The following is a 17309-nucleotide window of genomic DNA, read 5'->3' as shown; positions in this document are numbered from 1 at the left end:
AGGAGCGCTTCAACCGCCCAAGGGTCCGTCTGTAACCTGTCACTGCGGTCCGGAGGAGCGCGACCCAGTCAAGCTTCAACCGCCCAAGGGTCCGTCTGTAACGAGGTCGGGACCCTCGTACTCGATTCGGGTCATGCTGCTTCAACCGCCCAAGGGTCCGTCTGTAACCTATCCCCCGGACACTTCTCTAGACGGCGTAGTGCGGCTTCAACCGCCCAAGGGTCCGTCTGTAACGGTGTCCTCTCGCCAGTTGAGCGTCCCGTCGTACTGGCTTCAACCGCCCAAGGGTCCGTCTGTAACCTGGTTAGATACGCCACTCGGAAGGACGGTGCTCAGCTTCAACCGCCCAAGGGTCCGTCTGTAACTTCCGAACGGTGAGGAAGAAGCGCGACGAGGAGACGCTTCAACCGCCCAAGGGTCCGTCTGTAACATTGTCGAGTCCAAAACTGCTATTTCGACAATAATGCTTCAACCGCCCAAGGGTCCGTCTGTAACCGTCTCGACTGAGTTCAGCGACGCGAGCAACTACCCGCTTCAACCGCCCAAGGGTCCGTCTGTAACTAAGCGAGTTCGCCGTCGTCTTGGTCGTCGGGTTCGCGCTTCAACCGCCCAAGGGTCCGTCTGTAACTGTATCATCTCTGTATAGTCTCTGTAGATGGCTGTTAGCTTCAACCGCCCAAGGGTCCGTCTGTAACTGGAGGGCCGGCCGGTCGGGCTGGCCCACGTCCCGGCGCTTCAACCGCCCAAGGGTCCGTCTGTAACGACGATGCGTTGCTCGCCAGCGGCTCGCGCCCGCGTGCTTCAACCGCCCAAGGGTCCGTCTGTAACCGCGACCTCGGTGATCTAGTCGAGTGGGCCGAGACGGCTTCAACCGCCCAAGGGTCCGTCTGTAACATTCGGTATCGAGCGTGAACTCGCCGACCTGGCGGGGCTTCAACCGCCCAAGGGTCCGTCTGTAACATCCTGCCGAACCGCGACGTCGACGTTCTCTGGCCGGCTTCAACCGCCCAAGGGTCCGTCTGTAACGTGGCTCGCCGACGACCACGTGCTCTCGAACCGCCGGCTTCAACCGCCCAAGGGTCCGTCTGTAACTCGTCGCCGCGATGGGCTTAGTGGTCATCGTGAACCCGCTTCAACCGCCCAAGGGTCCGTCTGTAACTGCAGCAGGCCTCACGGGCCTCGGTTGCAGTCGATGCTTCAACCGCCCAAGGGTCCGTCTGTAACCCAGTCCGACCTCCGCGAAGATCGCATGTCGATAGCTTCAACCGCCCAAGGGTCCGTCTGTAACGCGAGGTACTGCGCGCCGACGATGCCCAGCAGCACGCTTCAACCGCCCAAGGGTCCGTCTGTAACGGCACGACGCTTACCGAAGGTACCGACTACGAGCTGCTTCAACCGCCCAAGGGTCCGTCTGTAACGATCGAGTATCTCCTCGTCAACGTCACGAAGCTCGCTTCAACCGCCCAAGGGTCCGTCTGTAACGTCGGCCAGCATGGTGTCCCGGCCGGTGAGCTTCTTGCTTCAACCGCCCAAGGGTCCGTCTGTAACCGTCTCGACGAGCGGAACCTCCACGGTCTCGGCGGCTGCTTCAACCGCCCAAGGGTCCGTCTGTAACTCCTCCAGTCCCTGCTTCAGCTTATCGTAGTCCCGGCTTCAACCGCCCAAGGGTCCGTCTGTAACTGAGCGGTACTGACGCGAGCGGTATCGACCGCTGGCGGCTTCAACCGCCCAAGGGTCCGTCTGTAACGGCAAGTCCTACCACGCCCAAGCGTGGATGGAATCGCTTCAACCGCCCAAGGGTCCGTCTGTAACTCGCCTGGATTTGCTCCTCTAAGCGCGGTATTGTTGCTTCAACCGCCCAAGGGTCCGTCTGTAACCATCGCCGCCCTCCTGGTCGGCGGCCGCGCATAGTGCTTCAACCGCCCAAGGGTCCGTCTGTAACGCGAAAGGCAAATCGTTGGTGGGAACTCCGGCACAACGCTTCAACCGCCCAAGGGTCCGTCTGTAACCATGCCCCATTTACGGGCCATAGGCCTGCTATAGGCTGTCTGCACAAAGTTGTTTTCGTCGACCGGCAATACCCCCTGAACCCCCGGGGGGTCGACGAAATCAGGCCAATTACTCCATAGTGGGCTCAAGCTATCGGCCTATGGGTGGCAGTTACGAGAGAGGGGCGCCAACGTGAGACCTAAACCGAGCTATTCTGCAGACGAGTTGAGTAGCGTCCCGTCGACCTACATCGTCGCTACGACGTGCTGATACCCGGCCTGCGATGGCACCGGCTGCAGCGTCAGCCCAGCTAGCGCCAACTCCCGCAGCACTTCGGGTGGCACACTCTCGCGGTCACGCAACACAGCATCGAGCGTCCACGCGTCATGCCGACTCGCGTTCGGCGCGACCACGTCAACGGCGATCGTCGGCACTGCATCGCGAATCGCTCGTGCAGCACGCCGAATCTGTTTGCGGTCGTCGACGGTACAGCTCATGCTTCGACACCTCGAACCAGATCACCGACCAGTGAGCCGCCGACGTGCGGGCCAACGGACCAGCCACGCTGCTGCCGCGTGTGCTCGCACCAATCTCGAAGCGTTTGACAGGGCGTTTCGACAAGTTCGAATTTCTCAGCGTTCAGATCTGCGTCGACAACGACGACAGCAGCTTCGTAGCTGTCCCAGTAGTGGGCAGCATCATCGCCATCAACGCCGACGAACGAAGGGTCTTGAGTCAACTGTTCGCGGGCGATACGTTCTTGGGGATTGGCTTGCGTAGTTGCCATTGGTTCTCCGTCAGAACCCACGCGCCTCGGTGCTGGTACACCGGGGCGATTTCCTGAAGGAAACCGACCAGCGACGCGTGCGTTCTTACTTGATACTCACGGCTTCTATGCACTTAGTATCTTCGTTAGTTGGTGAAAATCAGCGCCTTTAGCTGCCGTCAGCAGCTTCAACCTCACGGCGGCCATCCATCGTAATCATGTAGTACGCCCGTCTTCCGGCTTCATCCTCAGGAATAGGTTGAATATTACCTTCGTCAAGTGATTCTTTGTCAACCCTAGCAACAAACCCCTGCTCCTCAAGCTCAGAAAGGATCGTCTGAACCGTCCGATAGCTGAATGTAATTCCTTTCTCGATTTTGAGTCCACGGAAAATAGCCTTTGGAGGGAGCGCTATCGAATGGTCTGCCATAAACTCGAGGACGACCTTTCTACGTTCCTCCGGGGGCATACTTCCGCCATCACGTGCTGTTTTATTAGTTACCCCGATAAGACCTGTCTCTCCCTTAGTAGAGCTATCAAGCACTTGTTGACACATAACTTCACTAATAGACGCGAACTACTAAGTGCTTGCGCACCTCACAGTTCTATCACAGCCGACGCGTCGCTCCTCGGGCGTCGTTGGAAAACCGAGTGCGACGCCGTGCCATCAACACGGGCGTCGCGTCGGTCCAGAACCGCATGAACGCACACGCGACGGGGAGCCTTGAAACCTTCCCACGGACTGCGTCGTATCGCCAGCCGACTACCGACCAACGTCGCTGTTCCGGCTTACGACACCCACGACTTGCCTGTTGTTCACGTCCCCGCAGTAGCCGTTGGAGCTCCGCTCCCGACTGCATAGCCCGCCAGGGAGGTCCAGCATGACGACTCATTACGACCTCACGGGCTTCCAGCGCGATGTCTGCCAGGCCATCGCCGCCGTCGACGACGAACCCTACGGCCTCGCACTCAAGGCCTACCTCGACGAGCGCTACCCCGAGCCGATCAACCACAGCCGCCTCTACCAGAACCTCGATACCCTCGCCGACAAGAACCTCATCACTTGCGACCCGATCGACGACCGCACCAACGCCTACACCCTCACTGAGGCCGGCCACAAGCTCCTCACTCACCAGGCCGAGACCCTCGACCGCTGCACTGACCGCCCACGGCCGGTCGCCGACGGCGGTGTCCACGCCCCGACGGAGGCCAACCAGCCATGACTGGCCCCGTTGCACGAACCGGCCCAGCCAGCGCTGGAGCCCACGAACACCCGTCGAACCCCCACCAGCACTGGGCGGCGACGAAACGCACGCCGGGAGGGGACCGATGACGCCCGCCGTCGGCGCGGTCGTCGTCCTCACCGAACTCGACAGTGCGCCACGACTGCTCGTCACCGCCGTCGACAATGACGAGACTGTCACGGGTGTCTTGCTCGCAGACTTAGCCGAGGAGACGCGCCAGCGGCTCGCCTCGACCGGTGACCGCCACCGTCGCGAGGAGCTAGTACTCGCGGTGACACAGACTACTGAGCTCGCGCGGTTCTGTGTGCCAGTCGCGGAGTGTCGACAGCTGGATGGGCTAGATTTCGATGACGCTGACCGCCAGGAGCGTGAGACTCAATGACTCGTGCAGGACTGCTGTCGCGCAGACAGGCGCGGCTCCTCACTGCAACGGACTGTCAGCACCACGGACCCAATCAGGGCCACGAGAAAGATGGCCGCGGCTGGGAGATCTGTCCATGTTCGTGTGCGTGTGCAAGGCCGAAGCGTCCGATGGGAGTACCAAACCACCGGACACGAGAACCGAAGATTCACGGCTACACTGCTGACTGCATTCACTTTGTTTACCAGTTAGTTGTAAAAAACTTCTCACTAGATAGATTCGGGTCTCCTCGCCAGCCCAATCGCTCAGATCGATGCCACCAGCGACGCTGTGAGACTGTCCACTCGACGACTGGGGGTGATCGCTGATGGCCCGGACAGACCCCGCCAGTCCGACTGCAAGCGAGTCAGCGCCCGCTCAGACGACGCAGTGGCGACTGCGCTACCAGGTCGGGGATCTGGTCCACTACACCGAGTGGCACGAGGACTTTGCCACGGTCGAGAATCTCGCCGTGCAGTATCGGGAGGGCGACTACGGCCACGATGTCGTCATCGAACGCCGCACGGAGGTCGAGGGATGAGGCCGCTCGGTCCCGACGTTCTGGCTCGTGTCCTGCGCGGTGCGAGGAGTGGTCAGTCGCTGCTGGCTCCCAGTCACGCTTAGCCCGTGCCGTGGTCGGCACTGTTCGGTTCGATTCCGAGCACGGGCCCTGTGGTCAGTATGCCACGCAACACCAACGCCGACGAGAACGAAACCGAGAGCACAGCCACCGACGACCAACTGGCCGCCCAGCTGGGCATGGACATTAGTGATGATGATGCGCCCGATACCGACGCCCTGCAGGAACTCGTGGGGCAGTTAGAGGGGAAAACGGCACCCCCCGTTTCGAGTGTTCTCGAAGGCCTGGTTGCGACCATCGACCAACTGCAGGATCGCGTCGAGGAACTCGAAGCCCAGCAAGAGCAGACTCATGACATCGCGACGACGGCCGTTGGGCAGTCAGCCGAAGCCGAGAGTCGCCTCGACGACGTTGAAGAGCAACAGGAAGAGACTCACGAGATCGCCAAGAGCGCCATCGCGAAAGCGCAGCAACTCGAAGCCGATCCTGATCAGCAGGAAGACGCTGAGACACTGCCCGAGGGCATCGAACCGAGTTCCTCACCGCTGGATTTCTTTGCGAACTGCCGGCAGGCCAAAGTCAAGACGATGTTCGTCGAGCGCTCGAACCGGCAGAACACGTACCGAGCGATTAGCGTCGCCAAGCGGTGGCCAGAGTTCGCCACCGAACGTACCGACGGGAGTGGCGTCTTCTTCACCAAGGACGACGTGGAGACGGCCTTGACCGCTGAGCTGGGGAAAGAACCGCACCGACAGACGGTCAAGCGTGTCTGGGAGAAACTGCAGGAGTTGGGTGGTGATGATCTCGTTGCCAAGACGCGCCAGGTTGGACGGGACCAGACACAGACCGAGTTGCTCGCGATGGACACCGACACTGCCGAAGGACTGGTTGAGCAACGCTACGTCGGGCTAGATCTCTTGGAGAGCAGCGACCGGAAAGCAACCACAGGCGGTGTCACACCCGTTGTGGTGGAGTCTTCCACCTAACCCTGTGACGAGCACCAATTGAGAAGGGAATCGGCACAGAACCGACGCTGCTGGACGCGGTGGCACGTGCCCTGCTGCCGCTGGCGTTGCTGTGTGCTAGCTGCAGGAACCGAGAGCGACCCCATTCTTACAGGAGTGGAGTGAGTGTTCGTAACACGAACGGAGCGACCAGTCCCGATTCCCGGTTCACAACGGGTGTGACGGGCTTCCAAGTCCGGCCCACTTCTGGGAGAAATACTCGGAGCGACTGTCTCTGTTACAATCTATTAGTTCGACACCTTTCCCGCTGAAACAGCCGGTAGTTAGGTGTGCGTATCGGTCAGGAGGACATCTGAAGAATTAGGCGAAGTATTGCTATTGAGAGATGAATTCTTGACGTACGGAATTCGAAAAGCAGCCTTATCTGGAGTTTCGGCCCACGAGAGTGACCGTATCCGTTCCGGACAGTCCGTGTGACCCCTCCTCAGTTCGTTCCCACTCGAGTCGGCCCTCGGACTCGTCCCCATCGAACCCAGTCTCATCTGTTGGGAAGTGTAGTACGAGATCGTCTCGCCCGTCACCGTCTACATCCTCGACGTGGCCACCGTGTGCCGGGCGTGCGCCGCCTCCTGCGGCGACGACGTCGGGAACTCCAAACCGATACCTGACAGCCTCACTCGTTGGGTCGAACTCGCCTGTCTGCAGGACGGCAACCGGAATGACTCCGTGACTGTTCGGGTTAATCGGGTTCTCTTCACAGCCTGGTTTGATGTCGATCTCGAGGGTAGCAGGGAAGTGTGCAGCAACCCCTCCACTAAGGGTTGCAACTCCCACGGCAGTTGCTGCCACCCCGGCACTCGCTCGTAGAAACCCTCGACGAGCGAGCGATGGTGTGTCTTCGGTCTCTGTAGCCGGTTGCGCGGCATCGTGCGGTGGCGACGGATTCATACAACAGCTGCTGTCTCGAAGGAAGGCCTCATATTCACTCTGGCACAATTTTCGAAAAGGTTCTAGTCGCGGAAGACTGGCACCCACAGTTGTCTACTGGCACTTCCCTCTGTACTGACCCCATCGAGTCAAAATATCTCGCTTGCTATGGATTTCAACAAGGCTGGGTTGCCAGTCTGGCTATCCACATCTCAGTCCACAGTTGGGCCTGTCTTGATCGGCTCGATGACTCTGCGCCGAGCCGAGTGACAGCGTGGCTTTCCCTCCAGTCGCCGCTTCCAGCCTCTCACAATATACATCGAGCAGCTCCTGAGCATTGAAATCTCAAGTCAACGAGTACACCGCCGCGCCGCTGCCCGACGCCGGCCAGCCCACTACAACCAGGCTCCCAAGCTAACCAACCATGCCCACCTGTACCTCGTCAGTACCACTGGTACTCCCGAACAGTCTCGCAAAAGCGAGGCCGACCTGACGACGGCCTCGCAGATACACCTACGGACGCTGAGAGGCTGATAGCGCGTGAGCCATTTCAGACGGCGGGTACCGCTCAGCGTCCATCTACGTATCGTACGTCAACTGTTGTCAATGTTGGCACCACCCCATACTCGATACTGGTGAGACAGACGCCGGTGCGCACGCAACGAGCCTCCCATTCCGCCGTCGCTCACCATATTGAACCGACCCAGTACCGGCTATGCAGCAGTAAGGAACGGGGGGTCCGACGCCCGCGTTTGAAAGGGTATCAGGTAAGCTGCGGGCGCAAGCCGACAACGGGATGCCGGACCCATCTAGTCAATGAACGAGAGTATTCCATAAAACCCCGGCACTGCAGGGCGATAGTCGACCACATCCACGACTGCAACGGATGTGGATTCCGGAAATAATGGTACTCGCGGTACGGACAGGACTCAGCCGGAATCCACAGGTAATGTGAGAACCGCGAGGGCCATCGCGGTCCGAGAATCCACCCGATCAAGTGCTGCTCCAGCAGGGAGGCTTGCGATCACTGCAGTGCCAAACATGACACCAACGAGGAACCCTGCGATCGTCGGTCCAATCTGCAGTGAGTCACGGATGAGTGGCGTCACACTTGCCGGGACAATTTCATAGGCAGCGAGTCCTGTCGAGATAAGACTCGCTCCAGTGACGAGTCCCCACATTGACTGAGTACGCTGCTCTGGGTCATCACCGCTAGTATCGTCTGCCTGGGGTTCGTTGTGTTGAGTGGGCATTAATCGAGCGAGTGAGCAGTCAGTGGGAACATGGAACTCGGGGAGTGCCTTTGACCATGGCGATCGAAAGGAGTGTTGTCACAGTTGAATAACGAACCGCCCAAGTCACGCTATGGTTGGATATCAAACCCCCGAATATTCCTTATACACGTATTATGTCTACGTGAGTGTCCACGGCTGACTGGGCGCTCGTGACTCACAATGAGAGACGTTGACCCCGAATCAGACGGAGAATCACCGTACGAATGCTTCGAGTGTGGTAACATCATCATCGCGGAGGACGCTCCTGGCCAGTGTCCCGACTGTAGCGGTCCGATGCGGAACCGGCTGACACCGCTGGAATAATCATGGCGTCGAAGACTGAGAGCGCCCGCGACGAATCTGACGACGCTCCGGCGGAGTCCACCGACTCGGAATCGACGCTCGAGACCGCTCGTCGGCAGCTCCACCGCGCGGCCGGCCACCTCGACATCGACCAGAATATCGTCGAACGGCTCAACTATCCGAAAAAAGTCCATGAGGTGACGATTCCCATCGAGCGAGACGACGGGTCGGTCGACGTGTTCACGGGCTACCGCGCCCAACACGACAGCGTTAGAGGCCCGTTCAAAGGTGGACTTCGGTATCACCCCGACGTAACTCGAGACGAGTGCGTCGGTCTCGGCATGTGGATGACTTGGAAATGTGCCGTGATGGATCTCCCTTTCGGCGGTGCCAAAGGCGGCGTCGCCGTCAACCCGAAGGAACTGAGTGGCGGCGAAAAGGAGCGGCTCACCCGACGATTCGCACAGGAACTGCGCGACAATATCGGGCCTAATCAGGATATTCCTGCCCCCGATATGGGCACGGACCCCCAGACGATGGCCTGGTTGATGGACGCGTATTCGATGCAAGAGGGCGAGACGACGCCGGGCGTCGTCACCGGGAAGCCGCCAGTGGTTGGCGGCAGCGAAGGGCGCGAAGAAGCGCCCGGACGGAGCGTCGCGATCATCACGCAGTTGGTCTGTGAGTACTACGACCGGCGACTCGAGGACACGACCGTCGCTATCCAGGGCTACGGGAGCGTCGGTGCGAACGCGGCCCGGCTCCTCGATGAGTGGGGTGCAACCGTCGTCGCGATTAGTGACGTGAACGGAGCGATGTACGAGCCAGACGGAATCGAGACGGCCGCCGTCCCATCGCACGACGAGGAGCCGGAGGCCGTCACTGCGTACGCCGACACCGTGATCTCGAACGACGAGTTGCTCACGCTCGACGTCGACGTCCTCGTTCCGGCCGCCCTCGGAAACGTGATCACCGAAGAGAACGCGGACGCGATCGCGGCGGATTTCGTCGTCGAAGGCGCGAACGGACCGACGACCTCGACGGCCGATTCGATTCTCGCAGAGCGGGACATCGCCGTGATTCCCGACATTCTCGCCAACGCCGGCGGCGTCACGGTGAGCTACTTCGAGTGGCTCCAGGACATCAACCGGCGAGCCTGGTCGCTCGAACGAGTCAACGACGAACTCGAAGTGGAGATGCAGGCCGCTTGGGACGCGGTTCGATCCGAGTTCGAACGGAGCGACGTCACCTGGCGTGATGCGGCGTACATCGTTGCACTATCTCGTCTCGCCGACGCACACGAGGCGCGCGGGCTCTGGCCATAAGCGATGAACCACTCCTCTGCTCTACAGACATGGTATCCATCGACGCCGCTTGAGCGAGGGCTTCATCGCGTGTTCCGGCTGGCATTGGTTGGGAGCATAATGACAATTATCGGCTTCATCGGGTATCTTTGCAGCGGCGTTGTTCTCCATATCGTTGGCATCTATACGCCGCCATTCCAGATTCTAAGTTTCTCAGATCCCGTATTTACAATTCTAAGCCTTCTCATCGGGGGAAATATTTGTCTTCTCTCAGGATCACTTACGTGTCTCACACTCCTTGCGAGTGTGAAGGACGCCAATGCCGAATTTGTCCTTTTAATGAGTCTCATCGCCTTTGGGTTCGGCGCAACTACAGTCCGAATCACGGCCGGTCCAGTCTTGACGTGGCTCGTTGCATTCAGTCCAATATAGAGCACAGAGACTGCTTGCTTGACTACGTGTCTGCATAGCGGACGCCGGCAGTTTCAACAGGACCACCACAGAAGCTGCTACCACAAAGATGCTGTTCCCCGAATTTCGCCCCCTTATCCTACTCCTTGCAGTAGGGAGTCTTCTCGTAGCGGGGATCGTCAAAGGCACCCTCGGGTTCGGTGTTGGCCTCATTTCCGCAACGTTGCTCCTGCAATTGTTCCCACCAAAGTCTACGCTCATGGTGCTCATGTTCCCGATCGCCCTGTCCGAGATTGGGCTGTTAGTAACCACTGGGATGCCTTGGCAGTTGATGCACGACCACTGGCTCTTTTTCCTCTGTCTCGTTCCCGGTGCGGTTATTGGCACGTTCGGCCTGCTCGTCGTTCCCGTTCCCATCCTCTATCTGGCTCTGAGCGGCTATATTATCGTCTTCCTCCTGTCACAGCAGTACGAATCACACACCTCTCAGGTGGCAGAACGCCGGGAATTTGGCCTGATGTCTGGAGTGGCGACCGGTGTCCTTGGTGGTGGGGTCGGTGCAGCAGGCCCACCTGCCGTACCATACCTCTATCTGCAGACCCGAGACTCTCCGCGGGCAGTCTTCATTGGCGGGATGGCCGCTGCATTAGTCGTCCCACAGCTCGTGCGATTACCAACTCTTGTCGTCGCCGGTCGCTTTGGGCTCCAGAAATTCATTCTAGGGAGTCTCGCAGCGCTCATCGTCCTCGTCGGCCTCGCCTTCGGGGTCCGTCTCCGTCCACATATTCCGAATGACCGGTTTGAGCGTCTCGTTCAGGGCCTCCTCCTGCTCATGGCTGGCCAACTCGCGATTGACGCGGTCGTCTAATTCGTGCTCGTTCGTCGATTGTTTGGACCATCTTTCTTGTGGTCGAATTTGGCTTCGTGAATGGCTGAGCCGAGGCCATCGACAAACAGAGTTGCATCGCGTACCGGGCGACTTCTGTGACTATTAGTAATCTGGAAACCCCGGTAACAGTTCGATAGTCACCCAGAAGAACACGCTACGTACCGGTCACTCGTGTCTTTTTTTCATCGAAGAGAGATCCTGGACCGCGTCTTGGTCAACAGGGTAAAACTCCCGGTCAGCCGCACCGATCACACGGCCAAGGGTCAGCCACGGCGTGATTTCCTCACTTCCACACTGAATACACCGCCCGGCGAGTCGTGCCTCGACGCTGTCCCCATCAACACCGATTTCAGCGAAACCTTCAGCGAGAAAATCGGTCACGTTACACTCACAAAATTCGGAGTCGGTGAACTGCCAGAGAGTACTGACGCCGAGCTCCCGCGTTCCGTTGACGCTCAGCCAAGCGCCCCTGTCGACGTGACGAACTGATATCGGCACGCTCGATCCAACGTTCGCCCGAATACTGTGCATATCGTCGGGTACAACATTGGCCGGTATTACGGACACACTCCCAGGACACGGAAGATGATCTCTCCGTTCGACATACGGAGCATAGATAGAAAAAGACCCCCTGGTCGTTTTTTGATGGCGGCACAACCATACGACAGTTATGGACAATTCAAAGTACCAGCTCGAAACGGTCGCCACTCAATTCGACTGGCGCGACGTGGGCGCCACAGATGCCGGGGACGTCGTCTCACCGATTCACCTCACCACAACACACGAAATGCGTGCGCCCGGTGAGGCAGACCACGGGTACAAGTACACCCGTTTCGACAATCCGACGCGCGATGCGCTCGAAACCCGACTCGCACGACTCAGCGGCGCCGACCACGCTATCGCATGTGCGTCGGGAACGGCTGCGATGGCAGCGACCTGCCTGTCAATTGTTGAGGCGGGCGACCACGTCGTCGCATTCGACGGCATCTACGGCGGGACGCGCGTCCTCTTCGAGGAGTTGCTCGCTGATTCACTCGGCGCCACCGTCGAGTACGTCGATGCGACAGACGTCAACGCCGTCGATGAGGCTGTTACCGACGAGACCACGCTCGTCTGGATGGAGTCACCAACAAACCCGTTACTGCGGCTCTGTGACCTCTCGGCCGTAGCCGACATCGCAGCGTCGGTCGACGCAACCTACGTCGTCGACAACACCTTTGCGACGCCATACTTTCAGCACCCACTCGCTCACGGAGCCGACATGGTCGTTCACAGCACGACAAAATATCTCAACGGACACAGCGACTCGATGGGGGGCGTCGTTCTGACCGACGATAAAGCGGCCGCCAACGATGTCGCTCAGACACAGTCCTACGATCTTGGCGGAACGCTCGCTCCTTTCGACTGTTATCTCACACTCCGTGGATTGCGGACGTTCCCGCTCCGAATGGACCGGCACGAGAGCAATGCCGCAGAAATCGCGACGTATCTCGCCGACCATCCCGCGACGGTGCAGGTTAACTACCCGGGCCTGGAAAGCCATCCCCAACACGAACTTGCCACCCAACAGATGGACGGCTTCGGCGGTATCGTCTCGTTCGAACTGGACGCGACCGGCGCCGAGACGCGGGCTGTTCTCGAGGAACTCGACGTGTTCACGTTAGCGGTCAGCCTCGGCGGTACGGAGTCGCTCGCGGACCACCCCGCTACGATGTCCGCATCGTATCTCTCCGCCCAGGAGCGAGCGGCCGCAGGGATATCGGACTCACTGGTCCGACTTCCAGTCGGAGTCGAGCACGTCGACGACCTGATTGGGGATCTCAAAGCGGCGCTCGCGAAACTGTGACCGCACGTAGGGAGATCGTGAGAAGAAAATTAACGACTACCCGCGTAATAGCGCGATAGTACAGCGTCATCCTTTAGGATGGACGCAGTCACCTTCTCTCGTCAGTAGTGACCACTCGAGACGAGATGGAGGCCGACAATCCCGAAAACAATCACGGAAATAAAGACGAGGCGGGCACTCGTCGCCGGTTCGTCAAAGAGCACAATGCCGAGCAAGGCGGTGCCTACGGCACCGATTCCGGTCCAGACAGCATACGCGGTTCCGATCGGCAGCTCCTGAACTGCGTTCGCGAGCAGTACCATGCTGATGAGAAGCGCGCTGACTGTGCCTACCGTCGGAATTGGCTCCGAGAGCCCGTCAGAATATTCCAATCCAATCGCCCAGGCAATCTCGAAGAGGCCAGCGATGACAAGAACGAGCCACGACATGCCCCTAGTTCTTCCTCACTACGCGGGCTATGACTTTCGAAGCGAGAAGTGAATACATCGACCCGGTATGCGACCGTATCGGACATGAATAACCATTAGGTAGTTGCGCCGCCGAAAGATGGCATGGATGCGGAATCGGCTGAACTACTCCACGTCACTGTCGACCTCTGGCATCCGGATTGCTGGACGCTACAAACCACACGACAGGTAGACGTAGGCTTGGTCGGCTACAGGACGATGCGGAATGACACCGGCGCAACAGGCCAGTTCGGCGTCTACGGTGAGTCACAGGACGTAGTTGATGGAGCCATCGAAGCCATCCAAGCATCCTCCTTCACGGAGGCTGCGACACGTCTATCGCCAGCAGCTGCTCTCACTGGAAGCGTCGGTCCTACGACGTGCCCAGTCCTCGTTGAATTCGACCCCGAGCCGAGTATCCGAAGTGCATTTACTGCCCGCGGCTTCTTCCATCACAGTCCAACGCGCCACGAAAGAGGACGTGAGCGTCGCTCGCTCATTACACGGGGTGACCGGTCAACGCTCCAACGAGCACTCACAGAGATCGAGACGGCCTATGACGCTGACATCGAAGTGATACGGGTAACGTCAGCGACAGAGGACAGATCGAACCACCGACCAACAGAACGACTCTCGCCGCGCCAGCAGGAGGCGTTCCAGCTTGCCCGCGCTCGGGGGTACTATGAGTATCCCCGTGAAACAACGTCCCGAGACCTTGCTGCGGAACTTGACGTATCAAAAACGACGTTCCTCGAACACCTCCGAAAAGCAGAGGCGAAGCTTCTCACTGACATAGATTTGTGACCCTCCCATGGGAGGGAGGCCGTTCATTCAGGTCACGCCACTGGGTCAGTTATGGACCAGAACGACCGTGCGCTGACGGCGTTCACGATGCTCGGACACGCGATGTTTCATACGTTCGAGCTCGTCATTCCACTCTTCATCGTCGTCTGGCTCGATGCCTTCTCGACAACCACTACGGTTCTTGGCCTCATCATCGGGGCAAGCTACGCGTGTACTGGTGTCGGTGCGCTCCCGAGTGGCCTCCTCTCAGACCGAGTCAACGCGAAATGGCTCATTATCGGCTGCATGGCTGGGATGGGTGGTGGCTTCCTGCTCGTGAGTGTGGCCCCGACTCTCATCGTGCTCTCGTTCGGGCTCCTCCTGTGGGGGAGTGCCGCGAGTGTCTACCATCCTGCTGGCCTCTCGCTCCTCAGCCGTGGCGCAAACGAACGCGGGGCTGCATTTGCATACCATGGCATGGCTGGGAACGTCGGCGTCGCTACCGGCCCCATACTTGGTGCGCTTCTCCTCGCGTTCTTCCACTGGCGAACTGTCGCTGCGCTGCTCGTTGTGCCTGTCGCTCTGGCTATTCTTCTCGCACTCCAGTTAGAGTTCGATGAAACTGCTGCTGTCACCGAAGAGGCGCCCATGGCTGATGGCCGGGGGGAGAAAGCGACCCTCAAGCAGTTTGTTGCTACCTCCAAGCTACTGTTTGCCGGCAGTTTCCTCCTGGTCTTTTTCATCGGTAACCTCTATGGACTCTACTACCGTGGAGTATTCACGTTCTTACCGGAGGTCTTAGCAGGGTTCTCACTTTTCGATCCGATACACGTTGGAACCCGATCGCTAGCGCCCAGCCAGTACGTCTATTCTGGACTCCTCTTGTTCGGTGGCGTCGGCCAGTATGCCGGCGGGAAGCTTGTTGACCGGTATACCGCTGAACACGTTCTTGTCGCTAACTTCGTCGTCCTTGCATTCATTGCCTTCGCATTCATTCCGGCGGCGAACGCAGGACTCTGGCCATTCCTCTGTATTTCCGGACTGCTCGGTTTTTTCGTCTTTTTCGAGGGACCGGTCAATCAGGAGGTTATCTCACAGGCGGTCCCACCAGACGTTCGGGGACTCTCCTTCGGGTGGACCTACACTGCGGTATTTGGGGTCGGTGCAATCGGATCGGCGATTGCAGGTACTATCTTGGAATGGTGGTCCGCTAAGGCCCTCTTTGCGGTTCTTGGAGTGTTTGCTGTCCTCGCTGGACTCATCGGAATCAATCTTTCCAAAAGCAGAGAGCACTGAAGTACCGTACTATCAAATGACACCTCAACTATATTTTCATAAATTAGGACACCCACATACTGAGATTCTTGATGATGCCGGTGGTGCTGATATCGAAATTCGCTCAGCCATACACTTTCTCCAAAAAGCGTTGCTGAGTAGCGGGCAGTAGTCAACAACGCCATTCGAGTGCAGTTCTCGGCTCCACGCTTTGAAGATAATTTCTCTCAGGACATGTTGCGACAGGTTTCAGCGCAATCGCGAAGGACGTCGGCACAAGTCTGGCAGTGGCCGGCGTCGTGGCTTTCACATTCGTCGGCGCAGTCCTCACAGGCATCAGCACAGGTCTCGGCAAGCTGACTACTGTAATCGGAGTCGCGGGCCATGAATCGAGCGTGCAGCGACGTGATGTCGGCGACGTCGCGGCACAGTCGGGCACACTCCTCCATATCCTCGCTACCGAGGCACTCGTCAGCGCACCACTCACAGACTTGCGCTGCTGCGTTGCAGTTCTCGATACAGTCGCGCTGTTCCTCGCTCAGGTGGTCGATCTCGGAAACGGTTTCTGTAAGCGACATTGCAGACGATTGATAGGGCAGAATCGAATTAACCAATCTGCTTGCTACTGCTGGTTCAGATGCTCGGCTGTTACCCAGTTAGCTACACTACCGAAATACGCTGCTATCAGTTCTTCTACCCGGTAGAGAGACAGCAGACACGCAACAGCGGTGGGCAGCATAGATGGCCACCCGAAGCACTCTCTGGGCATGTCGATACCTCTGAAAAGTGGGTGGTTTCAGTTTCAGTCAGAGCTATGTGCCTGTCGATTGTTGGCCCCGCTCGGACTCCCATCCATTTCGGCAGGGTTGCCCATTCCTTCTTTCACACCGGCGGCAATGAGCGCGACGTTGACGGGGTAGGCGGCGAAGAACCCGATGGTCAGCGAGAACAGTAGGGCCGTCCAGAACAGCGGCGTCGTCCAGCCCGCCTCGCCGGCTAACAGCAGGTCGGTGCCGATGGCCACAATTTCCATGCTGGTGATGCTAGGCGTCTCGCTCCAGATGGCATCCCACATCGCTTCTCTGAAGCCGACACCCTCCTGCATCAGCGGGCCGACGGTCAGCGCGAATCCGCCAACGAACGCAAGCGTGAATGTCAGCGCGACCACCCAGAGTGTCGAGACACTGAGGATGATCGCCGCGGCGGTGATACCGATGACCTCGCCGATTCCACACCCAGAATAACAGTGCGAGGTCGAACGGAAGCCCTGCTTCCACAGCGAGTCACTATCTAGCTGTGTTCGGCCCGTGAACCAGTACACGCCGAGGCCGAATAGCCCCGAGTAGGCGATGACGAGCGACCAGACGAATTTCATCAACGACGGGATGTTCTGATTGCGCTTCTCGAAGTCCCACCACAGCACGCCCAGCGAGACGATATTGAGCGTGAGCCAGATGCCCAGCGTCCACCAACTCGCCAATATCGGCTTGATAACCGATCGTGCGGGTGCCAGTGTCTGCTCGATTTGGTGGCCCCATTGAATCGCCCACTGGGGGAGTGGGGAACTCGCTAACGCTACTAAGGTCTGCTCGAACATAATTATGAATAACGCTGAAATCGGGTTCCCCTTTGGCTTGCATTGTCCAAAGCGGACAGAGTTTCTGATCAGTGGGCCAGTACCCTTCGCAGGGAGGTTTGCTTCCGATCTGCGGGAAAACGACAATACGCAATCGAACACTGTGACGATATCGTCTCGGGTATTGCAGTTCATTCGCATAACTGCTGTCTTGGCGCCGCTACTCAAGAGGTCACAGTATGATTGAACCCAGTTCTGGTATTAACAACCGTTATTCGCGTTCTCGACTGAGTTTTCCCCAAAGAGATGTTACACAACGAGGCGGTTGTTC

The 17309-nt window shown here is 58.7% G+C and carries 18 protein-coding genes, 1 pseudogene and 1 CRISPR repeat array (1 of these 20 cut by a window edge); of the genes and pseudogenes, 10 read left to right on the top strand and 9 right to left on the bottom strand.

The window, feature by feature from the left end; all coding sequences use genetic code 11:
* Positions 1-2009: a CRISPR direct-repeat array (repeat unit 30 nt; unit sequence GCTTCAACCGCCCAAGGGTCCGTCTGTAAC) (it extends 2100 nt beyond the left edge of the window).
* A gap of 225 nt (positions 2010-2234) precedes the next feature.
* From EGH23_RS18075 to EGH23_RS18065, 3 genes are all read right to left on the bottom strand, one after another.
* Positions 2235-2486, bottom strand: coding sequence for a hypothetical protein (locus tag EGH23_RS18075; RefSeq protein ID WP_220581379.1), 252 nt, complete (start codon positions 2484-2486; stop codon positions 2235-2237).
* Positions 2483-2776 (bottom strand): hypothetical protein, encoded by a 294-nt coding sequence (locus EGH23_RS18070; protein ID WP_220581378.1) that lies wholly within the window; start codon positions 2774-2776, stop codon positions 2483-2485. Before EGH23_RS18070 ends, EGH23_RS18075 begins: the two co-directional genes overlap by 4 nt.
* A 148-nt stretch (positions 2777-2924) precedes the next feature.
* Entirely contained in the window at positions 2925-3224 is a 300-nt protein-coding gene (locus EGH23_RS18065; RefSeq protein ID WP_220581377.1) for a MarR family transcriptional regulator, read from the bottom strand.
* Between the two features lie 412 nt (positions 3225-3636).
* Here EGH23_RS18065 and EGH23_RS18060 point away from each other — a divergent pair, with 412 nt between their 5' ends.
* The 4 genes from EGH23_RS18060 (at position 3637) to EGH23_RS18045 (ending at position 5965) form a co-directional block, all read left to right on the top strand.
* On the top strand, positions 3637-3978 hold the full coding sequence (locus tag EGH23_RS18060) for a PadR family transcriptional regulator (RefSeq protein ID WP_220581376.1): 342 nt from the start codon (positions 3637-3639) through the stop codon (positions 3976-3978).
* 106 nt (positions 3979-4084) lie between these two features.
* Positions 4085-4381 (top strand): hypothetical protein, encoded by a 297-nt coding sequence (locus EGH23_RS18055; protein ID WP_220581375.1) that lies wholly within the window; start codon positions 4085-4087, stop codon positions 4379-4381.
* 346 nt (positions 4382-4727) lie between these two features.
* A complete protein-coding gene (locus EGH23_RS18050; RefSeq protein WP_220581374.1) occupies positions 4728-4940 on the top strand; it encodes a hypothetical protein in 213 nt (70 codons plus the stop codon).
* A 140-nt stretch (positions 4941-5080) separates the two neighbouring features.
* Positions 5081-5965, top strand: coding sequence for a hypothetical protein (locus tag EGH23_RS18045; RefSeq protein ID WP_220581373.1), 885 nt, complete (start codon positions 5081-5083; stop codon positions 5963-5965).
* A gap of 399 nt (positions 5966-6364) precedes the next feature.
* Here EGH23_RS18045 and EGH23_RS18040 read toward each other — a convergent pair whose 3' ends face one another.
* The gene (locus EGH23_RS18040; protein WP_220581372.1) at positions 6365-6793 is read right to left on the bottom strand and encodes a hypothetical protein; all 429 of its coding nucleotides are present in this window, start codon (positions 6791-6793) and stop codon (positions 6365-6367) included.
* A gap of 1034 nt (positions 6794-7827) precedes the next feature.
* Positions 7828-8052 (bottom strand): annotated as a pseudogene (locus EGH23_RS26485) (MFS transporter); the annotation flags it as partial.
* 273 nt (positions 8053-8325) lie between these two features.
* On the opposite strand from EGH23_RS26485, the gene EGH23_RS18035 reads away from it, so the two are divergent.
* The 3 genes from EGH23_RS18035 to EGH23_RS18025 all read left to right on the top strand — a co-directional run bounded on the left by EGH23_RS18035 (position 8326) and on the right by EGH23_RS18025 (position 11031).
* Positions 8326-8469: a rubrerythrin-like domain-containing protein gene (locus EGH23_RS18035; protein ID WP_220581371.1), complete on the top strand. Its 144-nt coding sequence runs from the start codon at positions 8326-8328 to the stop codon at positions 8467-8469.
* A 2-nt stretch (positions 8470-8471) separates the two neighbouring features.
* A complete protein-coding gene (gene gdhB / locus EGH23_RS18030) occupies positions 8472-9773 on the top strand; it encodes a glutamate dehydrogenase GdhB (protein ID WP_220581370.1) in 1302 nt (433 codons plus the stop codon).
* A 499-nt stretch (positions 9774-10272) separates the two neighbouring features.
* The gene (locus tag EGH23_RS18025; RefSeq protein WP_220581369.1) at positions 10273-11031 is read left to right on the top strand and encodes a TSUP family transporter; all 759 of its coding nucleotides are present in this window, start codon (positions 10273-10275) and stop codon (positions 11029-11031) included.
* 186 nt (positions 11032-11217) lie between these two features.
* Here the strand turns inward: EGH23_RS18025 and EGH23_RS18020 are convergent, their stop codons facing one another.
* Positions 11218-11583: a DUF8134 family protein gene (locus EGH23_RS18020; RefSeq protein ID WP_220581368.1), complete on the bottom strand. Its 366-nt coding sequence runs from the start codon at positions 11581-11583 to the stop codon at positions 11218-11220.
* 139 nt (positions 11584-11722) lie between these two features.
* Here EGH23_RS18020 and EGH23_RS18015 point away from each other — a divergent pair, with 139 nt between their 5' ends.
* Positions 11723-12898 carry a trans-sulfuration enzyme family protein gene (locus tag EGH23_RS18015; protein WP_220581367.1) on the top strand — a complete coding sequence of 392 codons (1176 nt, stop codon included), beginning with the start codon at positions 11723-11725 and terminating at the stop codon, positions 12896-12898.
* A gap of 101 nt (positions 12899-12999) precedes the next feature.
* Here EGH23_RS18015 and sugE read toward each other — a convergent pair whose 3' ends face one another.
* Positions 13000-13326, bottom strand: a complete 327-nt coding sequence (sugE, locus tag EGH23_RS18010) for a quaternary ammonium compound efflux SMR transporter SugE (RefSeq protein ID WP_220581366.1) — start codon at positions 13324-13326, stop codon at positions 13000-13002.
* Positions 13327-13449: 123 nt separating this feature from the next.
* Between sugE and EGH23_RS18005 the strand changes: the two genes are divergently transcribed.
* Both EGH23_RS18005 and EGH23_RS18000 read left to right on the top strand, forming a co-directional pair.
* Entirely contained in the window at positions 13450-14148 is a 699-nt protein-coding gene (locus EGH23_RS18005; RefSeq protein ID WP_220581365.1) for a helix-turn-helix domain-containing protein, read from the top strand.
* Between the two features lie 51 nt (positions 14149-14199).
* On the top strand, positions 14200-15423 hold the full coding sequence (locus EGH23_RS18000; protein ID WP_220581364.1) for an MFS transporter: 1224 nt from the start codon (positions 14200-14202) through the stop codon (positions 15421-15423).
* 206 nt (positions 15424-15629) lie between these two features.
* On the opposite strand, the gene EGH23_RS17995 is transcribed toward EGH23_RS18000, so the two are convergent.
* On the bottom strand, positions 15630-15980 hold the full coding sequence (locus tag EGH23_RS17995; protein ID WP_220581363.1) for a four-helix bundle copper-binding protein: 351 nt from the start codon (positions 15978-15980) through the stop codon (positions 15630-15632).
* Between the two features lie 224 nt (positions 15981-16204).
* Positions 16205-16882, bottom strand: coding sequence for a DUF4396 domain-containing protein (locus EGH23_RS17990; protein WP_236044925.1), 678 nt, complete (start codon positions 16880-16882; stop codon positions 16205-16207).
* Between the last annotated feature and the right edge of the window lie 427 nt (positions 16883-17309).

The organism is Haloarcula nitratireducens (assembly GCF_019599505.1).
This window is presented reverse-complemented; position numbering and strand designations above follow the sequence as displayed.

Bases quoted from the DNA above. Each gene is read 5' to 3' on its own strand.
- EGH23_RS18025 (WP_220581369.1), top strand. From the start codon at position 10,273: ATGCTGTTCCCCGAATTTCGCCCCCTTATCCTACTCCTTGCAGTAGGG.
- EGH23_RS18055 (WP_220581375.1), top strand. From the start codon at position 4,085: ATGACGCCCGCCGTCGGCGCGGTCGTCGTCCTCACCGAACTCGACAGT.
- EGH23_RS18000 (WP_220581364.1), top strand. From the start codon at position 14,200: ATGGACCAGAACGACCGTGCGCTGACGGCGTTCACGATGCTCGGACAC.
- EGH23_RS18020 (WP_220581368.1), bottom strand. From the start codon at position 11,583: ATGCACAGTATTCGGGCGAACGTTGGATCGAGCGTGCCGATATCAGTT.
- EGH23_RS18060 (WP_220581376.1), top strand. From the start codon at position 3,637: ATGACGACTCATTACGACCTCACGGGCTTCCAGCGCGATGTCTGCCAG.
- EGH23_RS18045 (WP_220581373.1), top strand. From the start codon at position 5,081: ATGCCACGCAACACCAACGCCGACGAGAACGAAACCGAGAGCACAGCC.
- sugE (WP_220581366.1), bottom strand. From the start codon at position 13,326: ATGTCGTGGCTCGTTCTTGTCATCGCTGGCCTCTTCGAGATTGCCTGG.
- EGH23_RS18075 (WP_220581379.1), bottom strand. From the start codon at position 2,486: ATGAGCTGTACCGTCGACGACCGCAAACAGATTCGGCGTGCTGCACGA.
- EGH23_RS18005 (WP_220581365.1), top strand. From the start codon at position 13,450: ATGGATGCGGAATCGGCTGAACTACTCCACGTCACTGTCGACCTCTGG.
- EGH23_RS18050 (WP_220581374.1), top strand. From the start codon at position 4,728: ATGGCCCGGACAGACCCCGCCAGTCCGACTGCAAGCGAGTCAGCGCCC.
- EGH23_RS18065 (WP_220581377.1), bottom strand. From the start codon at position 3,224: ATGCCCCCGGAGGAACGTAGAAAGGTCGTCCTCGAGTTTATGGCAGAC.
- EGH23_RS18035 (WP_220581371.1), top strand. From the start codon at position 8,326: ATGAGAGACGTTGACCCCGAATCAGACGGAGAATCACCGTACGAATGC.
- gdhB (WP_220581370.1), top strand. From the start codon at position 8,472: ATGGCGTCGAAGACTGAGAGCGCCCGCGACGAATCTGACGACGCTCCG.
- EGH23_RS18070 (WP_220581378.1), bottom strand. From the start codon at position 2,776: ATGGCAACTACGCAAGCCAATCCCCAAGAACGTATCGCCCGCGAACAG.
- EGH23_RS17995 (WP_220581363.1), bottom strand. From the start codon at position 15,980: ATGTCGCTTACAGAAACCGTTTCCGAGATCGACCACCTGAGCGAGGAA.
- EGH23_RS18015 (WP_220581367.1), top strand. From the start codon at position 11,723: ATGGACAATTCAAAGTACCAGCTCGAAACGGTCGCCACTCAATTCGAC.